Annotated in this window: 18 protein-coding genes and 3 pseudogenes; 6 read left to right on the top strand and 15 right to left on the bottom strand. The window is 72.6% G+C overall.

What is annotated here, in order from left to right:
• Positions 1 to 138: 138 nt before the first annotated feature.
• The 9 genes from ABZ721_RS38440 to ABZ721_RS38480 form a co-directional block, all read right to left on the bottom strand.
• On the bottom strand, positions 139 to 759 hold the full coding sequence (locus ABZ721_RS38440) for a response regulator transcription factor (protein ID WP_358793475.1): 621 nt from the start codon (positions 757 to 759) through the stop codon (positions 139 to 141).
• Between the two features lie 20 nt (positions 760 to 779).
• Entirely contained in the window at positions 780 to 2,963 is a 2,184-nt protein-coding gene (locus tag ABZ721_RS38445) for an ATP-binding protein (RefSeq protein ID WP_358793476.1), read from the bottom strand.
• A gap of 358 nt (positions 2,964 to 3,321) precedes the next feature.
• The gene (locus ABZ721_RS38450) at positions 3,322 to 4,341 is read right to left on the bottom strand and encodes an ABC transporter permease (RefSeq protein ID WP_358793477.1); all 1,020 of its coding nucleotides are present in this window, start codon (positions 4,339 to 4,341) and stop codon (positions 3,322 to 3,324) included.
• Complete coding sequence (locus tag ABZ721_RS38455; RefSeq protein WP_358793478.1) at positions 4,338 to 6,080, bottom strand: sugar ABC transporter ATP-binding protein; 1,743 nt, start codon at positions 6,078 to 6,080, stop codon at positions 4,338 to 4,340. Before ABZ721_RS38455 ends, ABZ721_RS38450 begins: the two co-directional genes overlap by 4 nt.
• 25 nt (positions 6,081 to 6,105) lie before the next feature.
• Positions 6,106 to 7,092, bottom strand: a complete 987-nt coding sequence (locus ABZ721_RS38460; RefSeq protein WP_358793479.1) for a sugar ABC transporter substrate-binding protein — start codon at positions 7,090 to 7,092, stop codon at positions 6,106 to 6,108.
• Between the two features lie 131 nt (positions 7,093 to 7,223).
• Positions 7,224 to 7,622, bottom strand: coding sequence for a D-ribose pyranase (gene rbsD / locus ABZ721_RS38465; protein ID WP_358793480.1), 399 nt, complete (start codon positions 7,620 to 7,622; stop codon positions 7,224 to 7,226).
• Entirely contained in the window at positions 7,615 to 8,586 is a 972-nt protein-coding gene (locus ABZ721_RS38470) for a ribokinase (RefSeq protein ID WP_358793481.1), read from the bottom strand. The genes rbsD and ABZ721_RS38470 overlap by 8 nt, the downstream gene beginning before the upstream one ends.
• Entirely contained in the window at positions 8,579 to 9,715 is a 1,137-nt protein-coding gene (locus ABZ721_RS38475; protein ID WP_358793482.1) for a LacI family DNA-binding transcriptional regulator, read from the bottom strand. Before ABZ721_RS38475 ends, ABZ721_RS38470 begins: the two co-directional genes overlap by 8 nt.
• Positions 9,716 to 9,854: 139 nt before the next feature.
• On the bottom strand, positions 9,855 to 11,027 hold the full coding sequence (locus ABZ721_RS38480; RefSeq protein ID WP_358793483.1) for a nucleoside hydrolase: 1,173 nt from the start codon (positions 11,025 to 11,027) through the stop codon (positions 9,855 to 9,857).
• A gap of 234 nt (positions 11,028 to 11,261) precedes the next feature.
• Between ABZ721_RS38480 and ABZ721_RS38485 the strand changes: the two are divergent.
• Positions 11,262 to 11,836, top strand: a pseudogene (locus ABZ721_RS38485) (dihydrofolate reductase family protein).
• Positions 11,837 to 11,869: 33 nt separating this feature from the next.
• Here the strand turns inward: ABZ721_RS38485 and ABZ721_RS38490 are convergent.
• Positions 11,870 to 12,064 carry an ATP-binding protein gene (locus tag ABZ721_RS38490; RefSeq protein ID WP_358793484.1) on the bottom strand — a complete coding sequence of 65 codons (195 nt, stop codon included), beginning with the start codon at positions 12,062 to 12,064 and terminating at the stop codon, positions 11,870 to 11,872.
• A gap of 65 nt (positions 12,065 to 12,129) precedes the next feature.
• Between ABZ721_RS38490 and ABZ721_RS38495 the strand changes: the two genes are divergently transcribed.
• Positions 12,130 to 12,642 carry an ATP-binding cassette domain-containing protein gene (locus tag ABZ721_RS38495; protein ID WP_358793491.1) on the top strand — a complete coding sequence of 171 codons (513 nt, stop codon included), beginning with the start codon at positions 12,130 to 12,132 and terminating at the stop codon, positions 12,640 to 12,642.
• Positions 12,643 to 12,712: 70 nt separating this feature from the next.
• Here ABZ721_RS38495 and ABZ721_RS38500 read toward each other — a convergent pair whose 3' ends face one another.
• The 3 genes from ABZ721_RS38500 to ABZ721_RS38510 all read right to left on the bottom strand — a co-directional run bounded on the left by ABZ721_RS38500 (position 12,713) and on the right by ABZ721_RS38510 (position 16,352).
• Positions 12,713 to 13,399, bottom strand: coding sequence for a GAF domain-containing protein (locus tag ABZ721_RS38500; protein ID WP_358793485.1), 687 nt, complete (start codon positions 13,397 to 13,399; stop codon positions 12,713 to 12,715).
• Positions 13,400 to 13,713: 314 nt separating this feature from the next.
• Positions 13,714 to 14,709 carry a MerR family transcriptional regulator gene (locus tag ABZ721_RS38505; RefSeq protein ID WP_358793486.1) on the bottom strand — a complete coding sequence of 332 codons (996 nt, stop codon included), beginning with the start codon at positions 14,707 to 14,709 and terminating at the stop codon, positions 13,714 to 13,716.
• Positions 14,710 to 14,855: 146 nt separating this feature from the next.
• On the bottom strand, positions 14,856 to 16,352 hold the full coding sequence (locus tag ABZ721_RS38510; RefSeq protein ID WP_358793492.1) for an alpha-L-arabinofuranosidase B: 1,497 nt from the start codon (positions 16,350 to 16,352) through the stop codon (positions 14,856 to 14,858).
• A gap of 976 nt (positions 16,353 to 17,328) precedes the next feature.
• Between ABZ721_RS38510 and ABZ721_RS38515 the strand changes: the two are divergent.
• A pseudogene (locus ABZ721_RS38515) lies at positions 17,329 to 18,069 on the top strand (GAF domain-containing protein); the annotation flags it as partial.
• A gap of 131 nt (positions 18,070 to 18,200) precedes the next feature.
• A pseudogene (locus ABZ721_RS38520) lies at positions 18,201 to 18,479 on the top strand (SpoIIE family protein phosphatase); the annotation flags it as partial.
• A gap of 116 nt (positions 18,480 to 18,595) precedes the next feature.
• Here ABZ721_RS38520 and ABZ721_RS38525 read toward each other — a convergent pair.
• The gene (locus tag ABZ721_RS38525; RefSeq protein ID WP_358793487.1) at positions 18,596 to 18,883 is read right to left on the bottom strand and encodes an STAS domain-containing protein; all 288 of its coding nucleotides are present in this window, start codon (positions 18,881 to 18,883) and stop codon (positions 18,596 to 18,598) included.
• A complete protein-coding gene (locus ABZ721_RS38530) occupies positions 18,883 to 23,055 on the bottom strand; it encodes a SpoIIE family protein phosphatase (RefSeq protein ID WP_358793488.1) in 4,173 nt (1,390 codons plus the stop codon). The genes ABZ721_RS38525 and ABZ721_RS38530 overlap by 1 nt, the downstream gene beginning before the upstream one ends.
• A gap of 204 nt (positions 23,056 to 23,259) precedes the next feature.
• Between ABZ721_RS38530 and ABZ721_RS38535 the strand changes: the two genes are divergently transcribed.
• Both ABZ721_RS38535 and ABZ721_RS38540 read left to right on the top strand, forming a co-directional pair.
• Positions 23,260 to 23,496, top strand: coding sequence for a hypothetical protein (locus ABZ721_RS38535; RefSeq protein ID WP_358793489.1), 237 nt, complete (start codon positions 23,260 to 23,262; stop codon positions 23,494 to 23,496).
• A complete protein-coding gene (locus ABZ721_RS38540) occupies positions 23,493 to 23,849 on the top strand; it encodes an STAS domain-containing protein (RefSeq protein ID WP_358793490.1) in 357 nt (118 codons plus the stop codon). Before ABZ721_RS38535 ends, ABZ721_RS38540 begins: the two co-directional genes overlap by 4 nt.
• Positions 23,850 to 24,145 lie beyond the last annotated feature (296 nt).

Below are 24,145 nucleotides of genomic sequence, written 5' to 3' on the forward strand. Positions count from 1 at the left end.
GGGGCGCTGACCCCGCCGCACGGCGGGGTTGAGGAGAACGGGCGGGTCGGCCGGCCCGAGTCGGTGTGCTTCCCGCAGCCTCGAGCCGGCAACCTCGTGGAAGGTACGGACGGCCGCCTGTCCTTCCCGGTCGGCGGTTCAGCGGGTGCCGGGACGGATCAGACCGCTCTCGTACGCGGCGATCGTCGCCTGGACCCGGTCACGCACGCCGAGTTTGTGGAGAACCATCGACACGTGGTCCTTGACGGTGGGCGCGCTGATGCCGAGCACCTCGGCGATCTCCGCGTTGGCCAGCCCGCGCGCGACGTGCCGCAGCACCTGGGTCTCGCGCGGGGTGAGCCGCTCCAGCCGCGTGGTGTCGAACGGGCCGGGCCCGGACGCGAAACGGTCGATCAACCGTTGGGTCACCGCCGGATCGAGTAGCGCTGCCCCGGCAGCGACCACCCGCACTGCGTCGATGACCCGCTCCGGCTCGGCATCCTTGAGGAGGAAGCCGGCGGCGCCGGCGCGCAGCGCGGCGAACAGGTACTCGTCGAGGTCGAACGTGGTGAGCACCAGGACGCGTGTCTGCGGGGTCCGCGCGGTGATCTGCGCGGTCGCCGCCAGCCCGCCGATGCCCGGCATCCGGATGTCCATCAAGGCGACGTCCGGTCGCAGCGACAGCACGACGTCGACCGCGGCGTCGCCGTCCGCGGCCTGCCCCACGACGCACAGATCCGGCTCCGCGTCGATGATGGCCGCGATCCCGGCACGGACCATGGCTTGATCGTCCGCAATCGTCACCCTGATTCCGATGGGAACACCCCCGGTAGCCACACCCATACCGCACCGTCGTCGGTCGTCGAGAGAGTACCGCCGGTGGCGTCGGCCATCGACCGCAACTGCCGCTCCACGCCCGGATCGGCGGGTCGGGGACCGGAGACCTCAACGCCCTCATCCCGACAGAGCACGGTGAGCGTCGCTCCGGTGGCCATCAGCATCGCGGCCGTCCGGTAGGCGGAGACCTCCACGGCAACGGGCAGGGGGCGCGGCCGGCCACGGTGGTGGACGCCGGCCCCGTACCGGGTGGCCAGCGCCGCGATGCCGGCGACGGTAGGGGGTGGGGTGTCCCCACCGGGCAGGCCGCGCAGGTCGGTCAGCAGTTCCCGCAGCGCGGTGAGCCCGGCGCGCGCGTGGGCCAGGACGCTGCCCAGCTGTCCGGCCTCGGCGGCATCGACCACCGCGCGGGCATGACGGTGCGCGGAGACCCGCAGCCCGGCGGCGATCTGCGCGCGCTGGTCGCGTACCGCGGCGTCGGCCTCCTCCTCCAGCTGTTCCCGCCGGTGGGCGGCAGCGACCCGCAGCCGCTCCCGGCGCCGGGCAACGAAGCGTCCCAGGGACCAGACGGCGAACGACGGGAGTGCCAGCATGCCGGTCAGTACCGCCCAAGCCGCCAGCCGGTTGCCGACGATGCCGCTGCCGCTGGCCAGCGCGAGGCCGCCCACGGCGGCCACGGCCAGGGGCGCGAGTCGGCTGCGACGGCCGGGCAGATAGGCCCCGGCGCTGTAGGCGAGCGTCAGCTCGACCCACCAGTACACCAGGAAGATGTCACTGACCGGCGGCTGCGTCCAGCCGGCCAGATCGCAGCCCAGCCACCACACCAGCGCCAACAGCACCGCGGCCAGAGCGCGGCCGGGGGCGCGTGCCCGCCAGGCCAACGGCACGGCATGCAGCCCCGACAGCAGGACCGTGAGCACCGCGGGCCGGAGGCCGTCGAAGGAGTCCGGCCCGCCGGACGACAGGAGGCTCGCGCCGAGCGAGAGGCCGATCGCCAGGGGCACCAACGCCCAGTCCAGGGCAACCGGCCCGCGCCACACGGGCCACCGGCGTCCGGCGGCCACCGCGTCCAAGGGCAGGTGTGCGCGCACCGCCCAGCCGGTGCCCGCGGGACCCGCCGACAGCGTCCCGCCGGCCGCGATGACCGCCGCGCCGAGCCCTGCCAGGCCGTGGCCGGTTCCGAGGCCGGACGCGGCGACCGTACCGCCCTCGTCCGTGACCGTCACCGTCAGCCCCGGAGCGTGGCCGGCTCCGGCGGACCGCTCGACCCGTACCCGCACCACCGCGCCGCCGGCATACCGGGCCGCATTGGTCAGCGCCTCCCGGACCACGCGGTACGCCGCCTCCGTGGCGGCCCCGGGCGCCGCGTCGACGGTGCGCCGGTAGTCCACCGGGTGCCGGTAGCCGACCTGGTATTGGGCGGCCAGCGCGTCGATGTCGGCGAGCGTCACCGGCGTACCGCGCTCCCCCAGCCCGGTGAGGCGGTCCAGTTCGGCCACCACCTGCCGGCTCTCCCGCACCGCATGACCCAACGCCTCACCGGCCCGTTCCGCACCGCCGAGGTGCAGTGCGGCGGCGGCCGACACCACAATCCCGGTCAGACGGTGCGCGGCGACGTCGTGCAGGTGTGCCGCCAGCCGGTCCCGTTCGGCCAGCGCCGCGAAACGAGGCACTGCGGCGGTGCCGCCGCGGAACGCGAGCAGGGCGGACCGGTCGGCCTGCCGGCGCCGCACCGAACGGCCCATCGCCCAGGCGACGGCGGCCCCTCCGGCGGCGACCAACGTCACGCCCGCCACCGTCCGCAGGGACTCCCCGAGGACAGCGGCACTCCCGGCGGCCACCAGCGTGGCCAGGGCCGCTCCCGCGAGCGCCGACCCGGCCGTGCGGTGCACCGCCAGCGCGCGCAGCGCGACCAGCGCGGCGAGCGGCGCGCCGACCGCACCCGCGCCCGCACCGAGCAGTACAGCCGCCAGGGTCCCGGTCAGCGCCAGCTCGGGTATGACCCGACGCCAGATCAGCGCACCGCAGGCCAGGGCGGTACTGACCGCGACCAGTGCGCGGTTGCTGTCCGGCCATGCCGCCCACTGCACGCCGAGCAGGAGCGCGGGCATGACCAGGTCGCGCCATCCGTGCGTTCCTTTCGGCACCGACGACCTGGGTCGGTGCAGCGCCGGAACGTCTCTCTTGATCACCGACGCGCGGTCGAGCCGACGCGCTGGGGTACGGCCGGGTCGCGAAGGGTCGCGGGGCGATCCCCCGTCGGTGATCGCCGGGCGCCGCGACGCATCCGGGGGGCAAGCCGGTCGGTGACCGGCCGCTTCAGGGGACCGTCAGCGGCCGAGGCGACGATCATTTGGGGCTCCCTCTGACAGCACGCAAAGACCTCAATGGACGCGTCGACCGACAAGCCCGGTGCAGGGCTGTCGTCCGGAGACGAGACCACCGTACGTCCTGCAGCCGGGGGCTCCCCTACGGCGAGATCATCGTCGCGCGGGGCGGCGCCTTTCAGGTGCGGGCCGGCAGTCGGGCGGCGAGGCGGCCGCGGTAGTGGTCGATGACCACGGCGACCATGATGACCCCACCGGTGATCATCTGTCGTTGGAAGTCGGACACGCCCATCAGCAGCAACCCGTTGGTCAGGACACCCAGCAGGCAGGCTCCCAGCAGCGTGCCGATCATCGAGCCCTTGCCACCGGACAGGGAGGCGCCGCCGATCACCACCGCCGCGATCGCGCTGAGCTCATAGCCGCTGCCCAGGATCGGGCTGGCGATGTTGAGCCGGGCCATGTAGGTCACCGCGGCGATGCCGACGGTGAACCCGGCGATCACGAACGCTGCCACTTTCACGGGCGCGGTGCGGTGGCCGGACAGCCGGACGGCTTCCTCGTTGCTCCCGATCGCGAACACCAGGCGTCCGAACACCGTGCGGGTCAGCACCAGATGGCCTACGGCCACCATCAGCAGCGCGATCCAGAACAACGTCGGAATGCCGAGGAGCGTCGACGTGCCGAAGCGTGCGAAGCCCTCCGGGAAGCCGTAGCGCGTGCCCGCGTTGGTGTACTGCAGCGCGGCGCCGCGGGCGACGTTGAGCATGCCCAGCGTGACGATGAACGACGGCACCCGCCAGCGTTCCGAGACCAGGCCGTTGACCAGCCCGCAGGCCATGCCCACCAGGGTCGCCACCAGTACGGCCAGCAGCACCGCCACCGGCGTGGACAGACCGCTTGCCGTGAGGATCTCGCCGGACACGACGGCCGACAGGGCCATCACCGAGCCCACCGACAGGTCGATGCCGCCCACCAGGATCACGAAGGTCATCCCGACCGCGAGCATCGTGTTCAAGGTGATCTCGGTGGCGATGTGGGTGAGGTTGACCGAGGTGGCGAACTGCGGTGTGGTCAGGGCGAAGATCACGACCAGTGCCAGCAGGGCGATGCCGATGCCCGCCTCGCCCATCACCTGCCGGGCCAGCGACGACGCCGGGTGCGGACGCTTGGGCTCGGCTGATACGGAGGTCAGGGTCATGGGAGGTCACCGTTCGTTGTCGCGGATGCCGTGGTGGATCCGGTCGCGTGCGCGGATGCGTCGGCCGCTCCCCCAACTGGTCGGTCCGTCGGGTGCTGTGACGGTTCGTCCGTCGGCGCGGCGGGTGGTTGCTTCACCAGGTGGGTCGGCGCCGGTGCGGCCGGGGGTTGCTTCGCCGGATCGGCCGGTGCCGGTGCGGCCGGCGGGTGCGGCGCCGGGTCGTCCCCCGTGACGTAGCCGGAGTAGGCCAGGGCCAGGATGGTCGGGCTGTCGAAGTCCGCGCGCCGTACCTCGCCGGCGATCCGGCCCCGGGAGAACACCAGAATCCGATCGCAGATCCCCATCAGCTCCGGCAGGTCGGACGAGACGACCAGCAGCGCCTTGCCGTCGGCCGCCAGGTCGATGAGCTGCTGGTGGATCTCGTAGCGGGCGCCGACGTCGATGCCCCGGGTGGGCTCGTCGACCATGAGGATGTCGGTGCCCGCCAGCAACCAGCGCCCGAGCACGACCTTCTGCTGGTTGCCCCCGGACAGGGACCGCACGGGGTGGTGCACCCCCGGGGTGCGCACCGCGAGCCGGTCCACCGCCAGCCGGGCCAGGCGGGTCTCCTCGGCACGGCGCAGCAGGCCGCCGCGCGAGACCTTGCCGGTCGCGGCCAGCGTGATGTTCGCCGCCAGCGGCATGTCCAGCACCAGCCCCTGGCTCTTGCGGTCCTCGGTGACCAGGCTGATGCCGTTCCTGACCGCGTCCCGCGGCGAACGGATCCGTACCGGGCGGCCGTTGACCAGGACGCGGCCGGCCGCCGGGGTGTCGGCCCCGAACAGGGCCCGGACGGTCTCGGTGCGCCCGGAGCCGACGAGTCCCGCCACGCCGACGACTTCACCGGCGTGCAGGGCGAAGGAGACCGGCTGACCGCCGCGCGGTTGCAGGCCGTCGGCGCGCAGCAGCTCGGGGCCCGGTGCGCGGGTCACGTGCGGCGGATACTCGTGGGCCAGGTCGCGGCCGACCATGAGGCGGATCAGTTCGGCGGTGCTGGTCCCGGCCAGGGGCCGGGTCGTGACGTGGCGGCCGTTGCGGAAGACCGTCATGCGGTCGCCGATGTCGAAGACCTCCTCCAGGTGGTGGGAGATGTACAGCACGGCGGTGCCGCGCGCGGTGAGCCGGCGCAGCAAGGTGAACAGCCGGTCGGTCTCGCGCGGGGTGAGGGTGGCGGTCGGCTCGTCCAGGACCAGGACCCGGCAGTCCTGCCACAGGGTCCGGGCGATCTCCAGCAGCTGCATCTGGGCGATGCCGAGGCGCGCCACCGGCGTCTGTGGCGCGACCGCCAGCCCGACCTCGGCGAGCAGTTGTTCGGCCCGCTGGTGGAGTTCCTTGCGCCGGACCAGTCCGTAGCGGCGCGGCAGGTTCTGGAAGAACAGGTTCTCGGCCACCGTCAGGTTGGGCAGCAGGTTGAGTTCCTGGTGGACGACCTGGACGCCGGAGCGCATCGCGGCGGCCGGCCCGGCGGGCCGGTACGGGGCGCCGGCCAGCCGCAGGGTGCCGCTGTCGGGCGGCTGGATGCCGGCCAGGATGCGCACGAGGGTCGACTTGCCGGCGCCGTTCTCGCCGAGCAGGGCGTGCACCTCGCCGGACAGCAGCTGCAGCTGGACGTCGTCAAGGGCCACGACGCCCGGGAAGCGTTTGCTGATGCCGTGCGCCTCCAGCGCGGGCGGCGGAGTGGTGGGGTGGGATCCGGTCATGGGTGATGCCTCCGGTTCGGTGCCATCAGCCCAGGTCGGATGCGGTGACGACCTTGAGGTCGGTCTTCACCCACGGCTGGAGCTTCTCCCCGGCCAGGGCCTTCATCGCCTGGTCGATGCCGTCGCCGGCCTGCTGGGCGGCGAACTGGTCGACGGTGGCGACGACGTTGCCGTCCTTGACGTAGGGGCGGATCGCCTCGATGTTGTCGAAGGACGCGATCTTGACCTTGCCCTTCTTGCCGGCCGCGCTGATGGCCTTGACCGCGCCCAGCGCCATCGAGTCGTTGGAGGCGAGCACGCCCTGCAGGTCCGGGTGGGTGGTCAGCAGGTTGCTCACGACGGTGTACGCCTCGTCGGTCTCCCAGTGGGCGGTCTTGGAGTCCACGACCGTGAGGCCGCCGGCGGCGGCCGCGGCGACGAATCCGGCCTTGCGCTGCTGGGCGTTGGCCGCGCCGGGGTTGCCCTCCAGGATGACGACCTTGCCGCCGGTGCCGAGGGCCTTGGCGAGCGCCGCGCCCGAGAGGCGGGCGCCTTCCTGGTTGTCGGGGCCGACGAAGGGGATGTCGAGGCCGGCGGACTTCAGGGCGCCGTCGTCGAGCTTGACGTCGATGTTGACGATCTTCAGTCCGGCTTTCGCGGCCCGGCCCAGCGGGGCGACCAGGGCTCGGGAGTCGGCGGGCGCGACCACCAGGGCGGCGGCCCGGTCGGTGATGCAGCGGTTGATGGCGGTGATCTGGCCGTCGATATCGGTCTCGTTCTGGATGCCGCTGGAGTGCAGCGTGAGGTCACCGCGCTTGGCCGCGTGCTCCTCGGCACCCTTCTGCATGGTCTGGAAGTACTCGTTGCCGAGGGACTTCATCACCAGGCACACGGTGGGCTTGCCGCCCTTGGCGCTGTTCGTGCCCGGGTTGCCGCCGGCGGGGGTGCTGCCGTCGCCCTCCTGACCGCAGCCGGTCAGGGCCGCGGCCAGCAACAGGGCGGTGGTGGGGAGCACGAATCTGCTGTTCGTCATTGAACTGCCTTTCCTACGGGTGGGCATGCGGAGGTACGGGTGCGGGTGCGGGGAGGGAGCGTGGTGCGGGGAGGGAGCGTGGTGCGGGGGTGGGAGCGTGGGGCGGTCACGACCGGTGGGGCGAGCCCCGGTCAGAAGGGCACTCCGGCGCGGAGCACGGCATTGGCGTACGGGGTGGCCTCGCCGGTCCTGACGACCACGCGGGCGTGCCGGGTGAGGTCTTTCAGCCGCTCGTGCGGTACGCGCTCGACGCGGTCGGCGCCGAGCGCGGTGAACTGCCGGGCGAAGCCGGCCAGCAGCAGCGGGTCCGTCACCTCGTGGGCGACGGTGGCCTGTTCGACGACGAGTTCGCCGAGGACGGCGGCCAGCACCGGCAGGAAGCGGGGTTCGCCGCGCTGCCACAGCAGGTCGACCGTCTCGACGCCCGGGGGGACGGGCAGCCCGGCGTCGGCGACGACGAGCAGGTCGCCGTGGCCGAGGGAGGCGATCAGGTGCAGCAGCCGGGGATGCCACAGGCCGTCGTCACGCATCGGCTGCTCCCGGGTGGGTCAGGAGGGCGTCGACCTCGGCCCGTGAGGGCAGGGACGCCTGGGCGCCCCGGCGGGTGGCGGCCAGTGCGCCCGCCGCGCAGGCCCGGCGCAGGGCGTCGGCCAGCGGGCGGCCGGCTCCCAGGGCGAGGGCGAGCTGCGCGCAGAACGCGTCGCCCGCGCCGACGGTGTCCACGGCGTCGACCGCGAAGCCGGGTTCGACCACCCGCTGCCCGGGGCCCGCGGCGACCGCGCCGGCCGCGCCGAGGGTGATCACCACGGTCGCCGGTCCCAGCAGCCGCAGCTTCTCCGCGCAGCCGGCCCAGTCCTGTTCCGCCGTGCCGGCCGGGGCGCCGGGCAGCTGCAGCAGCCCGGCGGCCTCGGACTCGTTGGTGACCAGGACGTCGACCTCGTACAGCAGGTCGGCCAGCACGTCGGAGGCCGGCCCCGGCCCGGGCAGCGGGGCGGCGTTCAGGACGGTCAGCGCCCCGGCCGCGCGGGCCGCGCGGGCCGCGGCCAGGACGGTGGGCAGCGGGACCTCCAGTTGGAACAGGACGGTGTCGGCCGCGCCCACCGCCCGGGCGTCGGTCAGCGCCTGGAAGGCGGGGACGTCCAGATGGCGGTTGGCGCCGGGCGACAGGGTGATGGTGTTCTCCCCGTCGTGCTGGACCACGATCAGCGCGAGCCCGGACGCCACCCCGGGCAGGTCGGCGACCGCGCGGTCGTCGATGCCTTCGGTGACCAGACTCCCGCGCAGCTCCGCGCCGAAGGCGTCGTCGCCGAGCAGGCCGACCATCCGGACCCGGGCGCCGAGCCGGGCGGCGGCCACCGCCTGGTTGGCTCCCTTGCCGCCCGCGCCGCGCACCACGTCGGCGCCGGAGACGGTCTCGCCCCGGTCCGGGAGGCGGGGCACGGTGATGGACAGGTCCATGTTGAGGCTGCCGACCACGACCAGGTGTTCACGCATCGTCGTTCTCCGGGTCGGTGGGGGCGCCGGCCGTGCCGTCGGTTGTTCCTTCGTGGAGGCCTTCGTCGTGCTCGCCGCCCGCAGGGTCGGGGCACCCGCACGAGCCGCGGGCCAGCAGGGCCACCGGCAGCACGTCGCGGGTGGGGGCCAGGTCGGGGTCGCGCATCCGCTCCAGCAGCCGGCGCACGGCCGTGCCCCCGAGGTCCTCGAACGGCTGGCGCATGGTCGACAGGGCCGGGCAGGTGTAGGCGCCCGCCGCGATCCCGTCGAAGGACACCAGCGCGAGGTCGTCGGGCACCCGGATCCCCAGTTCCGTCGCCGCCCGCAGCACTCCGGCGGCCTGCTCGTCGGAGGTGACGAACAGCGCGTCCACCGACCGGTCCCGCGACAGCAGGGCCCGCCCCGAGCGGTAGCCGTCCAGGCGCCCGAACGAGCCGTGCAGCAGCGGCGCGGCCTGCGGGCAGGCCTCCCAGCCGGTCCGGCCGCCGGAGCCCGAGCCGGCCTTGAAGCCGGCCTGCTCCAGAGCCCGGCGCCAGCCCACGACCCGGTCGACGGTGGGGTGGATGCCCAGCGGACCCGCGATGCAGCCGACGCGGCGCCGGCCGTGGGCCAGCAGGTGCTCGGTGGCCTCCTGGGCACCGCGGACGTTGTCGACCAGCACGTGGGAGGCGGCGACGCCCTCCAGTTCGCGGTCGAAGACGATGCTGGGCACGCCGGAGCGGGCGAGTTCGGCCCGCCAGGGCTGGTCCCCGTGGGACGGGATGAGCACCAGGCCGTCGACGTGCCGGTCGACGAAGGTGCGGATGTAGCCGGCCTCGCGGGCCGGGTCGTCGACGGTGTTGCCGACCAGCAGGGTGTAGCCGGCGGCCCAGGCGTGGCCCTCCAAGGAGCGGGCCAGTTCCGCGAAGAAGGGGTTGGCGGCGTCGGGAACCACCAGGCCGAGGGTCATGGTCTGGCTCATGCGCAGCGATCGGGCGACCGCGTTCGGCCGGTACCCGAGCTGCCGTACGGCGGCCAGGACCCGTTCCTTGGTGGCCGGGGCCACCGACCGGGGACCGTCGTTGAGTACATAGCTCACCACCGAGGGCGAGGTGCCCGCGAGTTGTGCCACGTCCTGCCGTGTTGCCATGGAGAAGCTCCCGGAGCGGATCGCAGGGGGGAATCGAGCGGCTGCAACACGAGTTGCCAACTCGTGTTGCAGCCGGATTATGAGAAGCAACCCCCGCAACCGCAAGAGGTCGGACCGGCCCCGATTTCCCGACCGCCGCTCAGGGCCGGCGCAGCAGCCCGGTGTACAGGTCCCAGAAACGTCGCAGGTCCAGGTCGAGCACGAGGGTGGCCCGCTGGGTTCCCGCCGGGTTCTTGGGCGCCGCGAACTCGTCCGGCGCGTAGCCGAGCGAGCGCCCGTAGTCGGGGCCGAAGGTCGCGTCGACGTCGACGTAGCGCTGCTGTGCGGTGGTGACGATGGTGGGGTCGAGGAAGACCGCGGCGGTCAGCGCGTCCCACAGGAAGGTGCTGTGGCCGGGGTCGGCGGCGAACACCGGGCCCTGCAGATCCTTGAAGATCTTCTTGATCGCGGTCGGCGGTCCCGCCGTGATGGCGTCGTACCGCGCCTTGGTGTAGCGGATCTTGACGCACACGTCGTCGGGCACGATGGTCTGGGTGCGGAACGGGGTGCGGACCGCGATCCGCGCCGACTCCGGGTCGAACCACCAGTTGAACTCGGCGGCGGGGGTGATGTTCCCCGGTTTGTCGAAGGCCCCGCCCATGTAGATGACCTCCTTGACCAGCGGCACGATCTCCGGGTGGGTCCTGACCGCCAGCGCGAGGTTGGTGGCGGGACCCACCGCGAACACGGTGACCTGGCCGGGGTACCGCTTGACCTGGGCGACGATGAAGTCGGCGGCGGCCGAGGCCTGCGGGCGGGTGGTCGGATAGCCGCCGTACGGCGGCTCGGCGAGATGGTCGTACGCGGCCGGCCGGGGGGACTCGAACGCACCGGTCCACGGTGCTGTGCCGTACAGGGTGTTCTCGGCGCCCAACCGCTCCTTGCGGCCCGGCATCAGCGGTTCGCCCGCCCCCGGCACGACCGGGATGTCGCTGCGGCCGATCAGTTCGAGTTGCCGCAGCGCGTACGCGGTGCCCTCCTCCACCCAGGTGTTGCCGCTGACCACGGTCACGCCGAGGAAGTCGACGGACGGGGACTTGGCGAGCATGAACATGGCGACCGCGTCGTCGTTGAGTTGGCCCATGTCGGCGTCCAGGATCACCTTGCGGCCGCCGTGGTGTGCGCTCGCCGCCGTGGCCGTCTGCGCCGTCGTCGCCCGGGTCGCCACCGAAGTCGCCGTCGGGGGCCGGTCGGAGGGGGGTCGGCCGGACGCGGTGAGGGTCGGCACGAGCAGGGCGACCGCGAACAGTGTGCCGAGTGTGGTGTTGCGCATGGCGCCTCCTGGTCACTGGGAGCCGGGTCGTAGAACACGGCCGGCGCGTGATTATGGGAAGCAACCCGGGCAACGGCAACAGGTCGGGGCGCGGCATCCTCGCCGCCGGAAGGCCCCTCCGGTGCAGGTGGCCGGCTTCCGGGCTCACCGGCGATGAGTTTTGCCGCGACGGCCGGTCGGTACCTGTACCGGCGCGATCACCCCTCAGCCGCTTCCCACCGCACGGAGGACCGCATGTCTGCTCCCTACACGTTCGACGTCTTCTCCAGCCTCGACGGCTTCGGCGCCGCCGGCGGCGACTGGGGCGGGTACTGGGGCAAGCAGGGGCCCGAATTCCTCGCCCACCGCCTGGCCCAGTACACCCCGCAGCAGCGGATGGTCCTCGGGGCCCGCACCTACCGGGCGTTCGTGGGCATCCTGGCATCCGGCACCGAGGAGTCCGTGCACGACGCCTGGGTCACCCGGATGCTGCAACTGCCTGCCACGGTGGTGTCGAGCACGGTGGACGAGCCCCTGGAGTGGCAGGACGCGACGGTCGCGCGCGAGGACGCCGTCGCGGCCGTGGCCCGGCTGAAGAGGAGTCCGCGGTGCCGCTGCGCTCCCACGGAAGCCTGTCGATGAACCGGGCGCTGCTGGCCGCCGGTCTGGTCGACCGCGTCCAGGTGACGGTCTTCCCGGTGATCACCGGGAGCACGGGCCTGGATCCGATCTTCCAGGGCGCGGCGGACTTCGACCTGGAGCTGATCGAGAGCCGGACGCTCGACGGCCGCATCCAAGAGCTGATCTACCGGCCGTCCCTGCACCGGTGACCTCCCCTGCGGGACGGGGGCCCGAAGGAGCCGTCAGGCGCCGGGGAAGGTGACGCGGACGGTCAGTCCGCCGTCCCGGCCGGGGCTTGCGGTGAGGTCCGCGCGGTGGGCGGTGGCGATGGACTGGGCGATGGACAGGCCCAGGCCGTGGCCGGCGGTGCCGATGCGGTCCTGGCCGAGGCGGCGGAAGGGCTCGAAAAGGTCGGCGACCTGCTCCGGCTCCACCACGCTGCCGGTGTTCGCGATGGTCAGGGTGCGTTCGGTGCGGACTCGACAGCCCCACCAAGGGCACCATCCGCTTCGACGGCCAGGACCTCGCCCAGCTCGGCCTGGGCCGCTACCGCAACCAGCACGCCGCCACCGTCTTCCAGCAGTACAACCTGCTCACCTACATGACGGCGCTGCAGAACGTCGTCACCGCCATGGAGATCACCGGCACCAAGCCGGCCACCGGGCGGCGCAAGGCCCACGCGCTGGCGCTGCTGGCCAAGGTCGGGCTCGACCCCGACCTGGCCCACCGCAACGTCCTGAAACTCTCCGGCGGCCAGCAGCAACGCGTCGCGATCGCGCGGGCGCTCGCCTGCGACGTGGACATCCTGTTCGCCGACGAACCGACCGGCAACCTCGATGAGGACACCGCCGACGGCATCATCGGCATCTTCCAGGAGTTGGCGCACGCGCAGCACAAGTGCGTCATCGTCGTCACCCACAGCCAGACCCTGGCCGCGCGCTCCGACCGGATCCTGACCTTGCGCAAAGGCAAGGTCGCCATCAGCAGCACCGGAACACCGGGCTTGCCCGCCTGAGCGGCGACGGCGCTCCCGGACTGCGGCCGCTGCCCGGCCGCGCGGCGCCGGTGATCCCTGCGCGGAGTGGTCAGGCGGAGGAGCGGGGGTCCGGCGGTGCGGAGATGATGTCGGCCGAGACTTCGGGCACAGTGCGGTCGGAGGCGAAGGCGCGGCCCCGTATGCGGGCCAGGGCGTCCTCGGCGGTGATGCCTTCCTGTTCGGCCAGGGCGCCGGCGGCGCAGTGGGCGGCCCCCCAGTGGGCGGCGAGGACGCTGGTGGGCTCCCACGGGGGCAGTTCGCCCGTTCCGGTCAACGGCTGGAAGGCGGACCACAGGAACCCGGTGGCCGTGACCAGGGCGATGTCGCTGAGTTCGGCGAGGTCCGTGGCGGGCCGGCCCGGCTCATGGCGGAACAAGGTCACGGTGCCGACCGTGTTTCCGCCGATCATCAACGGGAGGGCGTAGATGGCGCCCACGTCGCGCAGTTGCTCGCGCGCGAGGGAGCCGAAGAACGGCCAGGGTGTCACGACATGGTGCAGATCGGGGACGATCACGGGCTGTCCCGTCGCGGCCGCGGTCACTCCTGGCCCTTCGGAGACTGCGAACTGCACGTTCTCCAATTGCAGAGCGGCCGGGTGCGAGGCGCCCAGGAACTGTGCGTACACGCTGTCGGTCAGGAGGGAGATCGCCGCACCGTCCATCGTCAGACAGTGGCTGATGGCCGCGCAGAGCCGGACCGGAAGATCGGTCGGGTCCCCCTGGCATGCCCTGCTCATGGTCTCTACGACGGACGACCGCTGCATAGGTGGGTTCCTCCAACTGCTGACGCGGTCGCGGCAGTCGCACGGACGGGCGGGTCCGGGACGGTGCAGGCCGGCACCCGATACCTTCGAGCGGCGGCGGACAGCTGACAAGTCGCGTCGTCTGTGCAGCGTTTCGAGGTTGAACGTCGGCGTCGGAGCCGGGACGCAGGCAGGATCCGGGCACGGAAAGACTCCGTGGAGGCGGTGCGTGCGCCCCTGTTCGCGCCTCGGCTGTGAGGGCGGTTCCCGTAGCCGCTGGTCCGCCCGATGTTCTCCGGCAGCCCCTGCTATCCGGCGTCCCGCAGCAGCGCTTCGATGGTGTCGACGGCGGCGGCGAGCGTGTGCAGGCGCTTGACGTCCGGGCCATGGGTGGTCGCTCCCCAACCCGGCCCTGCGACGAACAGGGTCGGGTTCACGCGGGCCCCCGACGGCCCCCAGCGAAGGGAGACGGTCCGCCGGACAAGTCCATGGTCCGCGGTCGAAGGGGCGTGCGCCCATAAGAGCACGGCGGACGGGCCGATGCGGCGGACGGCGGCGTGCAAGGACTCGGCCGGCAGGGCGGCGCCGAACATGCGGGCAGGAACGCCTCGTTCGCCCAGTGCGGCGGTCAGGGCCTCCAGCGGCAGGCTGTGCTGTTCGTCGGGGGCGCACGCCAGGATCACCGGTGCCGTGCCGCCCTGCGCCGGTTGGTGCGGAAGGCGGCGCAGAGCGCAGGAGATCTCCCAGGACAGCAGGTGTTCCACCTCCACGTGGCGCTCCGAGGCGGTTGTCGCCCATTGGCGTCCCACGCTGTGCAGCGTGGGGGCGAAGACCTGCTCCCACGCCGGCACCAGGCCGTGCGCCGACACGGCGGTGTCGAGCAGGGTGCGGACCGCGACCGTGTCCAGCCGGGCGGCGGCGCGGGCCAGTCCGCGGCACTCCTGGCGGATGCCATCGTAGGGTGCGGCGTGCGGGCCCGGCGGAGTGGCGGGGCTGTCCTGCGGGGTGTCCGCCTGCGGGCCGCGCGTGGCCGGGTGGGAGCGGTGCAGCACGATCTGTGCGGCTTCCGCAGGGGGAACGCCCTGTCCGGTCAACTGGCACATGTACTCGAGGCGGGCGATGTCCTCGGCTGTCCATCGGCGATGGCGCCCCTGCTGCCGGGCGACGGGCCCGAGGGCATAACGCCGTTCCCAGGAGCGGATGGTCGTCGGCGCGACGCCCAGGCGGCGGGCGACGATCCCGGTCGTCACCGCCCCGTCGACCGAAGTGTCGGGGCGCTGGGCGCTATAGGGCTTGTGGGGCATGAACTGATGATATGGCGTGCCACGCGGCAGTAAGTCGTGTTCGCCTGACGACGTCACCGCGCCGCGCGCCACCGGGGCGCCGTCGTCCCCGCGGGCCGGGGTCCCGGTGGCGGCCGCCTGGTGGGCGGCCGCCACCGGTGCGGGGGTCAGGGGGTCCAGGGGGCCGTGACAGCCCAGCTGACGTCGTCGGGCCAGAGGGCCGGGGCGTCGAAGGTGTTGGCGCCGCCGTTGGAGGCGACGTATCCGGCGTTCGCGTAGTGGCGGATGGCGCGGTCGGCGAAGTTGTAGGAGACCAGCGTGTTGCCCTGGCCGTTCACACCGGCCTGCGAGCAGAAGGTGGCATCGTTGGCGAACAGCGCGCTGCCGTCGCCTGCGTGCAGGTACAACTGGTAGTTCTGGTGCCGCAGGTAGGCCCCCGGCGTGTTCTTCGACTCGAAGGAGCGGCAGGCGGCGTTGGCCAGGCCGGGCCGGACGATCCAGGAGGCGTTGGACTTGTCCGCCGTCGGGCTGGTGGCCGTGACGCTCGCCGTCGTGACGCTCGTGCCGGAGTGGCTGAGGTAGCGAGTGGTGCAGCACGCGGTGGTGGCCCGGAGGGAGATCGTCGAGCCGGTGTTGAGAGCGGCGCCGCCGCCGGAGCCCGGTGCGTAGCCGGCCGCGACGATGTTGGCCTGCACGGCGTTCTCGGTGGCGGCGGAGGGGTAGCCCGAGGTCATGACTCCCTCGTAGAAGGTGCCGGCGGAGCTGTTGCTGTTGTCGCCGCCGATGCCGAGGATGATCGCGCCTTCCTTCTTCATCGGGTTGTAGCCGGACGCGTTCGGCCGGGCTCCGTCGTAGTAGGTGGACAGCCCTCCGGCCTGGGCGTTCCCGGCGCGGATCGCCCAGTGGTTCGGTGCGCCCTTGACGATGGCGGTGAGGAAGCGGTGGTTGACGGTCGGATCGTTGGCGTTGTAGCCGGGGTTGACCCCGGAGAACAGGCCGTTCTCCAGATCCGCCATGACCCACGGGCCGTTGCCCGTGCCGGAGCCCCAGCTGCGGCTGTTGCCGAAGTAGATGGTCTCCATGGTCCCGTTGCCGTTGTCGCGGCTGTTGGTCTCGGCGTTGCCGTAGTCGAAGCAGCAGCCGTCGTTGTAGTGCGTGCCGTCGAAGAGCGCGTACATGCCCTGGGGCTGGTCACCGGTCGCGATCCCGTTGGTCGCGTTGTTGCGGTAGCCGGTGCCGGGCGAGATGAAGACCCCGTAGGCGCGGGTGCCGTTGAGGGTGACCGGCGCCATGGTGGCGTTGGCGAGCTTGTCGTAGCCGCCTGCTGCGGGGCCGTTGAATCCGCCCGGGGGTGCCTGGGTGAGGCGGTTGTTGCGGCCGGTCTGGTCGTAGATGATCGTAACGACGCAGCTCGTCCGGGCGCAGAACGAGTCCTGTGCGGCGGCGTCGGCGTATCCGCCGGCGCTGAGGACCCCGATGTCGCGGGTGGCGTTGTCCGACGCGCGCCGCACCTGGTAGAGCGCCCCGTTGTAGGTGCCGTACAGGGCGCGGGTGGTGCTGTGCGCGGCGACGCACGGGGTGCCGCCAGCGGTGTAGAGATCGCAGGGTTGAGAGGACGCGGCCTGCGAGACCGTGCTGCCCGACAGGATGCCCGCGACGAGCATGACGGCGAAGGCCGCCGCCAGCACGGCGGTGCGGCGCCGCAGAGCGGACCAGAGTCGTTTCATTTCTCTCCTCGATTTCCAGGGGTGGTCTGCACGAGGCCGGCGCAGCGGCGGATCGGAACAGCGCCCGGCCGAGCGGCCATGGGCGTGCAGGGAGCAGAGCAGGAGCCGTGGCTGGGGGTTGCACGCGATGGGGGCGGACCCCGGTCGTCGCGGGAGGGCAGGCGGGTCTGGACGGGGAGCCCTCGGTGCGCCGTTCGGTGGGTGGGGTCCATCGAGCGGCAAGGATGCGGTGCTGATCCGGGCGCTACGACGGCGCCCTGGCAGGGACGTGGGTCGGGCGGTCCCGCCCCGGCGCGCCGCTGGATCCTTGAGATCGCTTGGGGGGTCGTCGGCGGGTTCGGTGAAGCGGAGCAGGTCTCCGACTCGTCGCAGTCCCGCTCCTGAAGATGATCTGTTAACGCTAACAATTCCGACGGATGTCGAGCAGGGGGGTGGGTGCTCGAATGAAAAAGACGCTAGGCCGCCCGGACGGAACGCACAAGGCTTTCGCCCAACTCCGCCGCAGGGGGCTCAACACCGGTCCCCTGCGCGCACACTGAGTCATCGGGCGCCAGCGCGCCGGGACGGTATCAAGCCCCGGCGCCAGGAGCCCTCAACCACCTCATGGAAGAGGAAAGGCCGTTGCTGCAGGTCCGTGCAGCGGAACGGGCAGGGCCCGGGCGCTGTGCCCGTAGTCTTCCCCGTAGATGACCCGATGCGCCTTCGCCGGCGGTGCACGGTCTCACGCTGAAACGGGGCCTGGATGCCACTCTCTCTGGACACCAGCGGCGACACCGACGGCGCGGCGCTGCTGAGCGCGGTCGTCAACCCCGCGAGGCTGGCCGCGGTCACGGCGTCCGGCCTGCTGGACAGCGCCCCGGAAGGGGCGTTCGACGATCTGGCGCAGCTGGCTCTGGCGATCACCGGGGCGCGGATGGCGTTCTTCACCGTCGCCGACGGGCACCGCTCCTTCTGGAAGAGCGCGGTCGGCGTCGATCCCGCGCTGGGCCGCCAGGACCGAATCACCGACAGCCCCACGCACCTGCTGATCGTCACCCGGGCCCCGCTGATCGTGGAGGATGCCCGCGCCGACCCGCGGATCAAGGACCTGCCCGCCGTCGACGCGCTGGACATCGGCGCGTGGGCCGGGTTTCCGGTCGTCTCCCCCGGCGGCCATGTGCTCGGCGGCTTCTGCGTGGTCGACTCCCAGCAGCGTGCCTTCACCCCCGCCCAGGTCACCGCCCTGCAGACGCTGGCGCGCTCGGTCTCCTCCGAGATCGCGCTGCGCCAGGCCCTCCAAGAGGCGCAGGCCGCCCAGGCGGCCTCCGCCCGGCTGGCCCGGACGTCGGCGGTCCTGGCCCGCACCTTGCAGGACAGTCTGCTGCCGCCGCACCTGCCGGTGGTGCCGGGCCTGGATGTGGCAGCGCTCTACCTGCCCGCGGACGCCACCGGCGCCCAGGTCGTCGGGGATTTCTACGACCTGTTTCCCACGCCGGACGCGAGCTGGTGTGCGGTGATGGGCGATGTCTCCGGCAAGGGGGTGGAGGCCGCGAAGGTCACCGCTCTGGCCCGGTACACCATCCGCACCGAGGCCACCCAGCATCCCCGTCCGGCCGTCGTCCTGCACCGGCTGCACCAGGCGATGGTCGACCAGCGCATCACCGACCGCTTCCTGACCATCGCGCTGGCCGTCCTGCGCCGCCGGGCCGACGGTGTGAGCGGGCACCTGTCCAGCGGGGGCCACCTGCCGGCGCTCATCCGCCGTACCGACGGCCGGGTCGAGGAGCTCGACGCCCCGGGCACTCTCATCAGCCCCTGCTGCGGCCCGACGAGATCCACCTCACCGAGACCGCTTTCCACCTGGGCCCGGGCGACGCCCTGCTGCTGTACACCGACGGGATCACCGAGGCCCGGCGCTCCCGTGGCCACGCGATGTTCGGCGATGACGCCCTGGCCGTCGCCCTCGCCGGCACCCGCCATATGAACGCCGCCGACACCATCACCCATCTGCGCACCGCGGTCGCCACCCACGCTCAGGGGCTCACCAGCGACGACACCGCCCTGATGCTGCTGCGTGTCATCTGAGCCGTGCCGGCCACGCCGCCCGGGGGTGTGGGGTCGCGGGCGGCGGCCGTGGCGCGCCCGCCGCGGCTTGGTGGTCGCACCTCCTGCCCCCGCCCGCTCCGCCCTTCGCCGCGGTGTCAGCGGCCGTGGACGGTGGTGAGGTCGGTCAGGCCGGAGATGGCCAGGACGGGTTCCAGGACGGGGTTGGTGACGAGTTCGATGCGGTCCGCGTGCGCGAAGAGCACGCTCAGGCCGGCGCTGTCGAGGTATTCGACGCGCGTCAGGTCCAGGACCAGGGCGCCGGGGGTCTCGGTGAGGGCTGCGGCCAGCTCCCCGACGTTGCTCATGTCGATCTCCCCCACGGCGGTCAGCACTGCGGTGCCGTCGGCCCGTCGTCCGCCGGCGAGGGTCAGGGGCGTGGGCATCAGGCAATCCTCGTTTGCATGTCGACGGTGGTGCCGGTCGGGCCGGGGGTGATGGTGACGTCCTGCATCAGGGCGCGCATCAAGCTCATGCCGCGCCCGCGGTGGGTGTTGCGCTCCGGCTGCGGGTCCTTCCAACAGCCGCTGTCGGCGATGGTCAGGCGGAGGTTGTCGACGAACGCCTCGGCCCGGAAGTGGATGGGGTCGCCCGGGGCGTCACGGTGGCCGTGCTCGATGGCGTTGGCGCAGGCCTCGCCCGCGGCGACCAGGACGCTCTGCACGGTGGTGGGCGGCAGGTCGCACTGGGCGAGCCAGCCGCGCAGCCGCTGACGGACGGGGGCGAGCTGCGACGATTCGGCGGGGAAGGCCATCTCCAGTGGGCCCGGGTGGCGGTAGAGCAGCAGCGCGACGTCGTCGTCGTAGCCGTCGCCCGGGGCCAGGCGGGACATGACGTGGGTGGCGAGGTCGTCGACGGCGGTGTCCCGGCCGTCCTGCAGGGCCGCACCGGCCTGCTCGATGCCGGCGCTGATCGGACGGCGGCGGCGTTCGACGAGGCCGTCGGTATACAGCAGCAGGGTGGATCGGGCCGGGATGGTGCAGGCGCCTTCCGGGCGCGGGTTGCCGGTCCGGACGGCCAGCGGCAGGGAGCGGCCGTCCTCGAGGAGATGGGTGGTGCCGTCGGGATGGGCGAGGATGCCGGGCGGGTGGCCGGCGCTGGAGTACGTCAGCCGTCCGGTGTCGGCGTCGAGGACACCGCAGAAGACGGTGGTACACACCGCGCCCGGCACCCCGGCGGCGAACTGGTCCAGTGCCATCAGCGTCTGGGCGGGCCGCGCGTCCTGCAGCAGCAGGGCGCGGCAGGCGCTGCGCAGCTGGCCCATGACGCTGGCGGCTTCCAGGCCCCGGCCGACACAGTCCCCGACGACGATGCCGATCCGGCCGTCGGGCAGCGCGACGGTGTCGTACCAGTCGCCGCCGACCTCCAGGGGCTGCATGGCGGGCTCGTAGCGGACGGCGAACCCGTCCGGCAGCTGGGAGGGGCCGAGGATCGCCCGTTGCAGGGCGATGGCGGTCTCCCGCTGCTGGTCGATCTGGTGGGCGCGGTTGAGCCCCTGGGCGAGGTGACCGGCCAGCAGGGACAACAGCAGTTGGTCCTCGCTGGTGAAGGGCCGGTTCTCCCCCAGGTCGATCCACACGACGAGCGGTCCGTCGGGGAAATCCAGCAGGATGCCGGCCCCCGTGGGGTCGGCGACCGGGGTCAGTACCGGCCCCAGGCGCATGTCCTCGATCATCCGGCGTCGCTCCGCGGGCAGATCCGTCCAGGCCGGCGCGTCGGCGGTGGCGGTCAGCCGGGGGACATCGCCGTGGTGGAAGACCGCCGCGAGCACGCCGCGGGCGCCCCACAGCTTCTGCAGTTCCTCCAGCGCACCGGCCAGTGCCTCCGGCAGGCTGGTGGCGCGCGCCAGGCAGGTGCCCAGTGCCGCCAGGGCGCTCTCGCGCTGGATCGCGTAGTGCTCGGCGGTCACGTCACGGAAGGTGCCGACGGTCACGTGGCGTCCGCTGTCGGGATCGTCCACCTGGTTGAAGGTGGCCGTCACCCACACCCGGTGACCCTCACGGTGGGTTATCGGGATGGTGTAGGAGCCCTTGGTGTTGCCGAGCAGCAGCGCGAAGGCGTCGTGGGCCTGCCCGTACGCGGCGGCGTCGGCGACGGGGTCGGGCCACCAGGGGTGGACCGGCTGGTAGGGCAGCCCCTCGGGTCCGTAGCCGACGATGTCGGTGAACGCCGCGTTGGTCTCGATCACGGCGCCGTCCTCGTCGCACACGAAGAAGGCTTCCTGCAGGGAGTCCACGAGCGCGGTGCGCCAGCGGGTGTGGTGGCTGCGCAGCCGGGCCAGCTCGACGTTCGCCCGGACCCGGGCGAGGAGTTCGGCGGCGGCGAACGGTTTGACGAGGTAGTCGTCGGCACCCGCCTGCAGTCCCTCGATGGACGCCTCCTGCCCGGCGCGGGCGGACAGCAGCAGCACCGGGAGTGAGGCGGTGCGCTGGTCGGCCCGCAACTCCGCGACCAGGGCCAGGCCGTCCAGATGGGGCATCATCACGTCGCTGACCACCAGGTCGAAGGCGGTGGCGCGGATGGCCCGCAGGGCCTGCCGTCCGTCGTTGACGGCGCTGGCCCGGTAGCCTGCGCCGCGCAGGAGGCGCAGGAGGTATTCGCGCATGTCGGCGTTGTCGTCGGCGATGAGGACGTGGGCCGCCGGTGCCGGGCCGGGGGTCGAGCCGTCCAGGTATCCGTCCACGGCAGCCGTGGCCTCGGCGCTCCCGGCCGGCGTGGCCGGCTCGTGGGGCAGCCAGCGCAGCGCCTCCTGGACGAAGGGGTCGGTCGCGGCGGGCCCGGTGGGAGCGTCCGTCCGCGCCAGGACGGCGCCCGCGGGCAGGTGGGCGGAGCCGAACGGCAGCCGGATGGTGAACCGGGTGCCCTCGCCCGGTTCGGAGACGGCGCTGATCTCGCCGCCGTGCAGCGTGACCAGTTCCTTCACCAGGGCCAGGCCGATGCCGCTGCCCTCGTTCGACCGCGACCGCGCGTTCTCGATGCGGTGGAACCGTTCGAACAGCCGGGGCATCTCCTCCGGGGCGACCCCGATCCCGGTGTCGCTGACGGTGACCACCGCCGCACCGTGCTCGGCGCCGACGGCGACGCGGATCGCGCCGTCGAAGGTGAACTTCAGCGCGTTGCTGAGCAGGTTGAGGACGACCTTCTCCCACATGCTCCGGTCGAGGAACACCGTCTCCGGCAGCGGGGGGCAGTCGACGTGGAACTCCAGGCCGGCCCGGTCGATGGCGGAACGGAAGACGCTGGCGAGTTCCGCGGTGACCGCGGCCACGTCGACCGGCGCGTAGTGGGCCTGCATCCGGTCGGCCTCGATGCGGGAGAAGTCCAGCAAGGTGTTGACCAGCTTGCCCAGCCGCAGCCCGTTGCGGTGGACGACCTCCAGTTCCTCCCGCACGCCCGCGTCCGAGTCCGCGAGCCGCTCCCGCAGCTCCTGCACCGGTCCCATGATCAGGGTCAGCGGGGTACGGAACTCATGGCTGATGTTGGAGAAGAACGTCGTCTTCGCCCGGTCGAGCTCCGCGAGCTCCTCCGCGCGGCGCTGCTGTGCCTGGTAGCTGCGGGCACTGGCGACACCCGTGGCGACATGCCCGGCGACCAGCTCCACGAAGCCGCGGTAGCCGTCGTCCAGGTCCCGGTAGCGGTTCAGGCCGACCACCATGAACCCGTAGGGGGCGCGGCCCTGCTGCCGCAGTGGTACCACCAACGCCTGCTGGGGCGCTTGGGCTCCCTCCCCCGTGGGCAGGTCCGCGAACACCGCGCCGTCCAGCGGCACCAGCGTGGTCTCCTCCCGGGCCGGTGCGGCGGTCGGCCACACCGTCGCGCTGTCCGGTGGCAGGACCTCGACGGCGGCCGGGTGGCTCCGGTCGATGCCGGTCAGCGCGGCCAGGGCGGCGCTGCCGTCGTCCTGGAAGAGGTAGGTCAGCGTGAACGGCAGATCCCGCAGGTTGCGGCTCAGCTGGCGGCCGGCGAAGTCGAGCATCTCCTGCTCGGTGCGCACCACGCTGGGGTCGGAACCCAGGTCGCGCAGGGTCGCCATCCGCCGTTCGCCGATGATCCGCTCGGTCTCCTCGCTGACCACGCAGAGCATGCCGACCACGGCACCGGCGTCGTCGCGCAGCGGGCTGTAGGAGAAGGTGTGGTAGCTCTCCTCCAGGTACCCGGAGCGTTCGATGAACAGCAGCAGGGCCTGGTCCCAGGTCGCCTCGCCGGTGGTCAGAACGGTATCGATGCGGGGGCCGATGTCGCTCCAGATCTCCGCCCACACTTCACTGGCCGGCCGTCCCAGCGCCCACGGGTACTTGCGTCCCAGCGTGTCGCGCCGGTACGCGGCGTTGCAGAAGAACGTGAGGTCCGGCCCCCACGCCATCCACATCGAGAACTTCGACGACAGCAGGACGCTCACCGTCGTCTTCAGGCTCTGAGGCCAGCCCTCGGGGTCCCCCAGCGGGGTGGTCGCCGCCCAGTCCACCCGGGCCAGCTCCCGGCCGATCACCGGGTCGCCGGCGAACACGTCGGCGCCGTCCGCCGTCGATGCCCGCCCGGCATCCTCCGCACGCGTCACTGCCTGTCCTCTCGTTTCCGACACCGACGCCGGAGCTGTGCCTGCCGCCGTCCAGGGTGTCGCGCACGCCGTGCGCGGCCGCCCCCGTCCATGCCTACCCGCAAGCCCGCCGACCACCCGCAAGAGCGCGTTGACGTGATCCGTAGGATAGGACAGCCGTGCCGGGGGCAACAGGCACGGCCGTCGAGAAGGGCCGGAGGCGACATGGTGCAGGAGGCGACCGTCTGCCGCACGGCGGACGAGCAGCCCGCGTCCCCGCAGGACCAGCTGGCCGCGTCCGCCGGCTGCGGCCCGGATCCGTACACCGGCCCGGCCGGCCGCGCCACGATCCTGGACCGTGCGCACCCGGACGGCACGCCCCGACCGCGTACCGCCGTGGTCGGCGTGCTCGACGTCCCGCCCCGCAGCACGCCCGCACCCCCCGCTCAGGAGAACCGGTGACCGACCGCCCCTTGACCGCCACCCGACACACGCACCCGCGCGGTGCCACCGTGCTCACCGTCACGGGCGACCTGGACCATTACACGGCACCGGAACTGACCGGGCTCCTGCTGGAAACGCCGTTCGGCGCCGACGTCCCCGTGCTGATCGACGTCTCCGGCCTCACCTACTGCGACTCCACCGGCATCACGGTCTTCATCAGCGCCGACCGCCGGGCGCAGGAGGCCGGAGCCCGGCTGGTGCTCGTGGGACTCAGTGCCGACCTGATGCACGTCTTCCGCATGATCGGCCTCGATCAGGTCTTCACCTTCGAGTCCACCATCGAGGACGCGGTAGGTCCGCGGGAGGCGTGACGACGAGCACAGTGGGCCGGGTCGGCGCCGTGACGGCGACGCGCGGTGCTGCTGTTCCGGCTGCTCGCGATCTCTCCGCGCCGGCCGCCTCCTCCCCATGCCCTGCCAAGTGGCTGAAGGTCGCTGGTGCGCCGGACCGGGTCCGGCTGAGGACTCTGTAGCGGATACGCCCCGGGCTCGGTTGTCCGCCGGAACCCGATCACCACGCCCGCCGCCGCCGGGGACCCCCGCCGGAACTGCCGCTGGAGCCCGCCACCGACCGCACCCATCCACGCGTCGTCCGCGCGCTGGAGCAC

Source organism: Streptomyces sp. NPDC006733, assembly GCF_040636125.1.
In the GTDB taxonomy this organism is placed as follows: Bacteria; Actinomycetota; Actinomycetes; order Streptomycetales; family Streptomycetaceae; genus Actinacidiphila.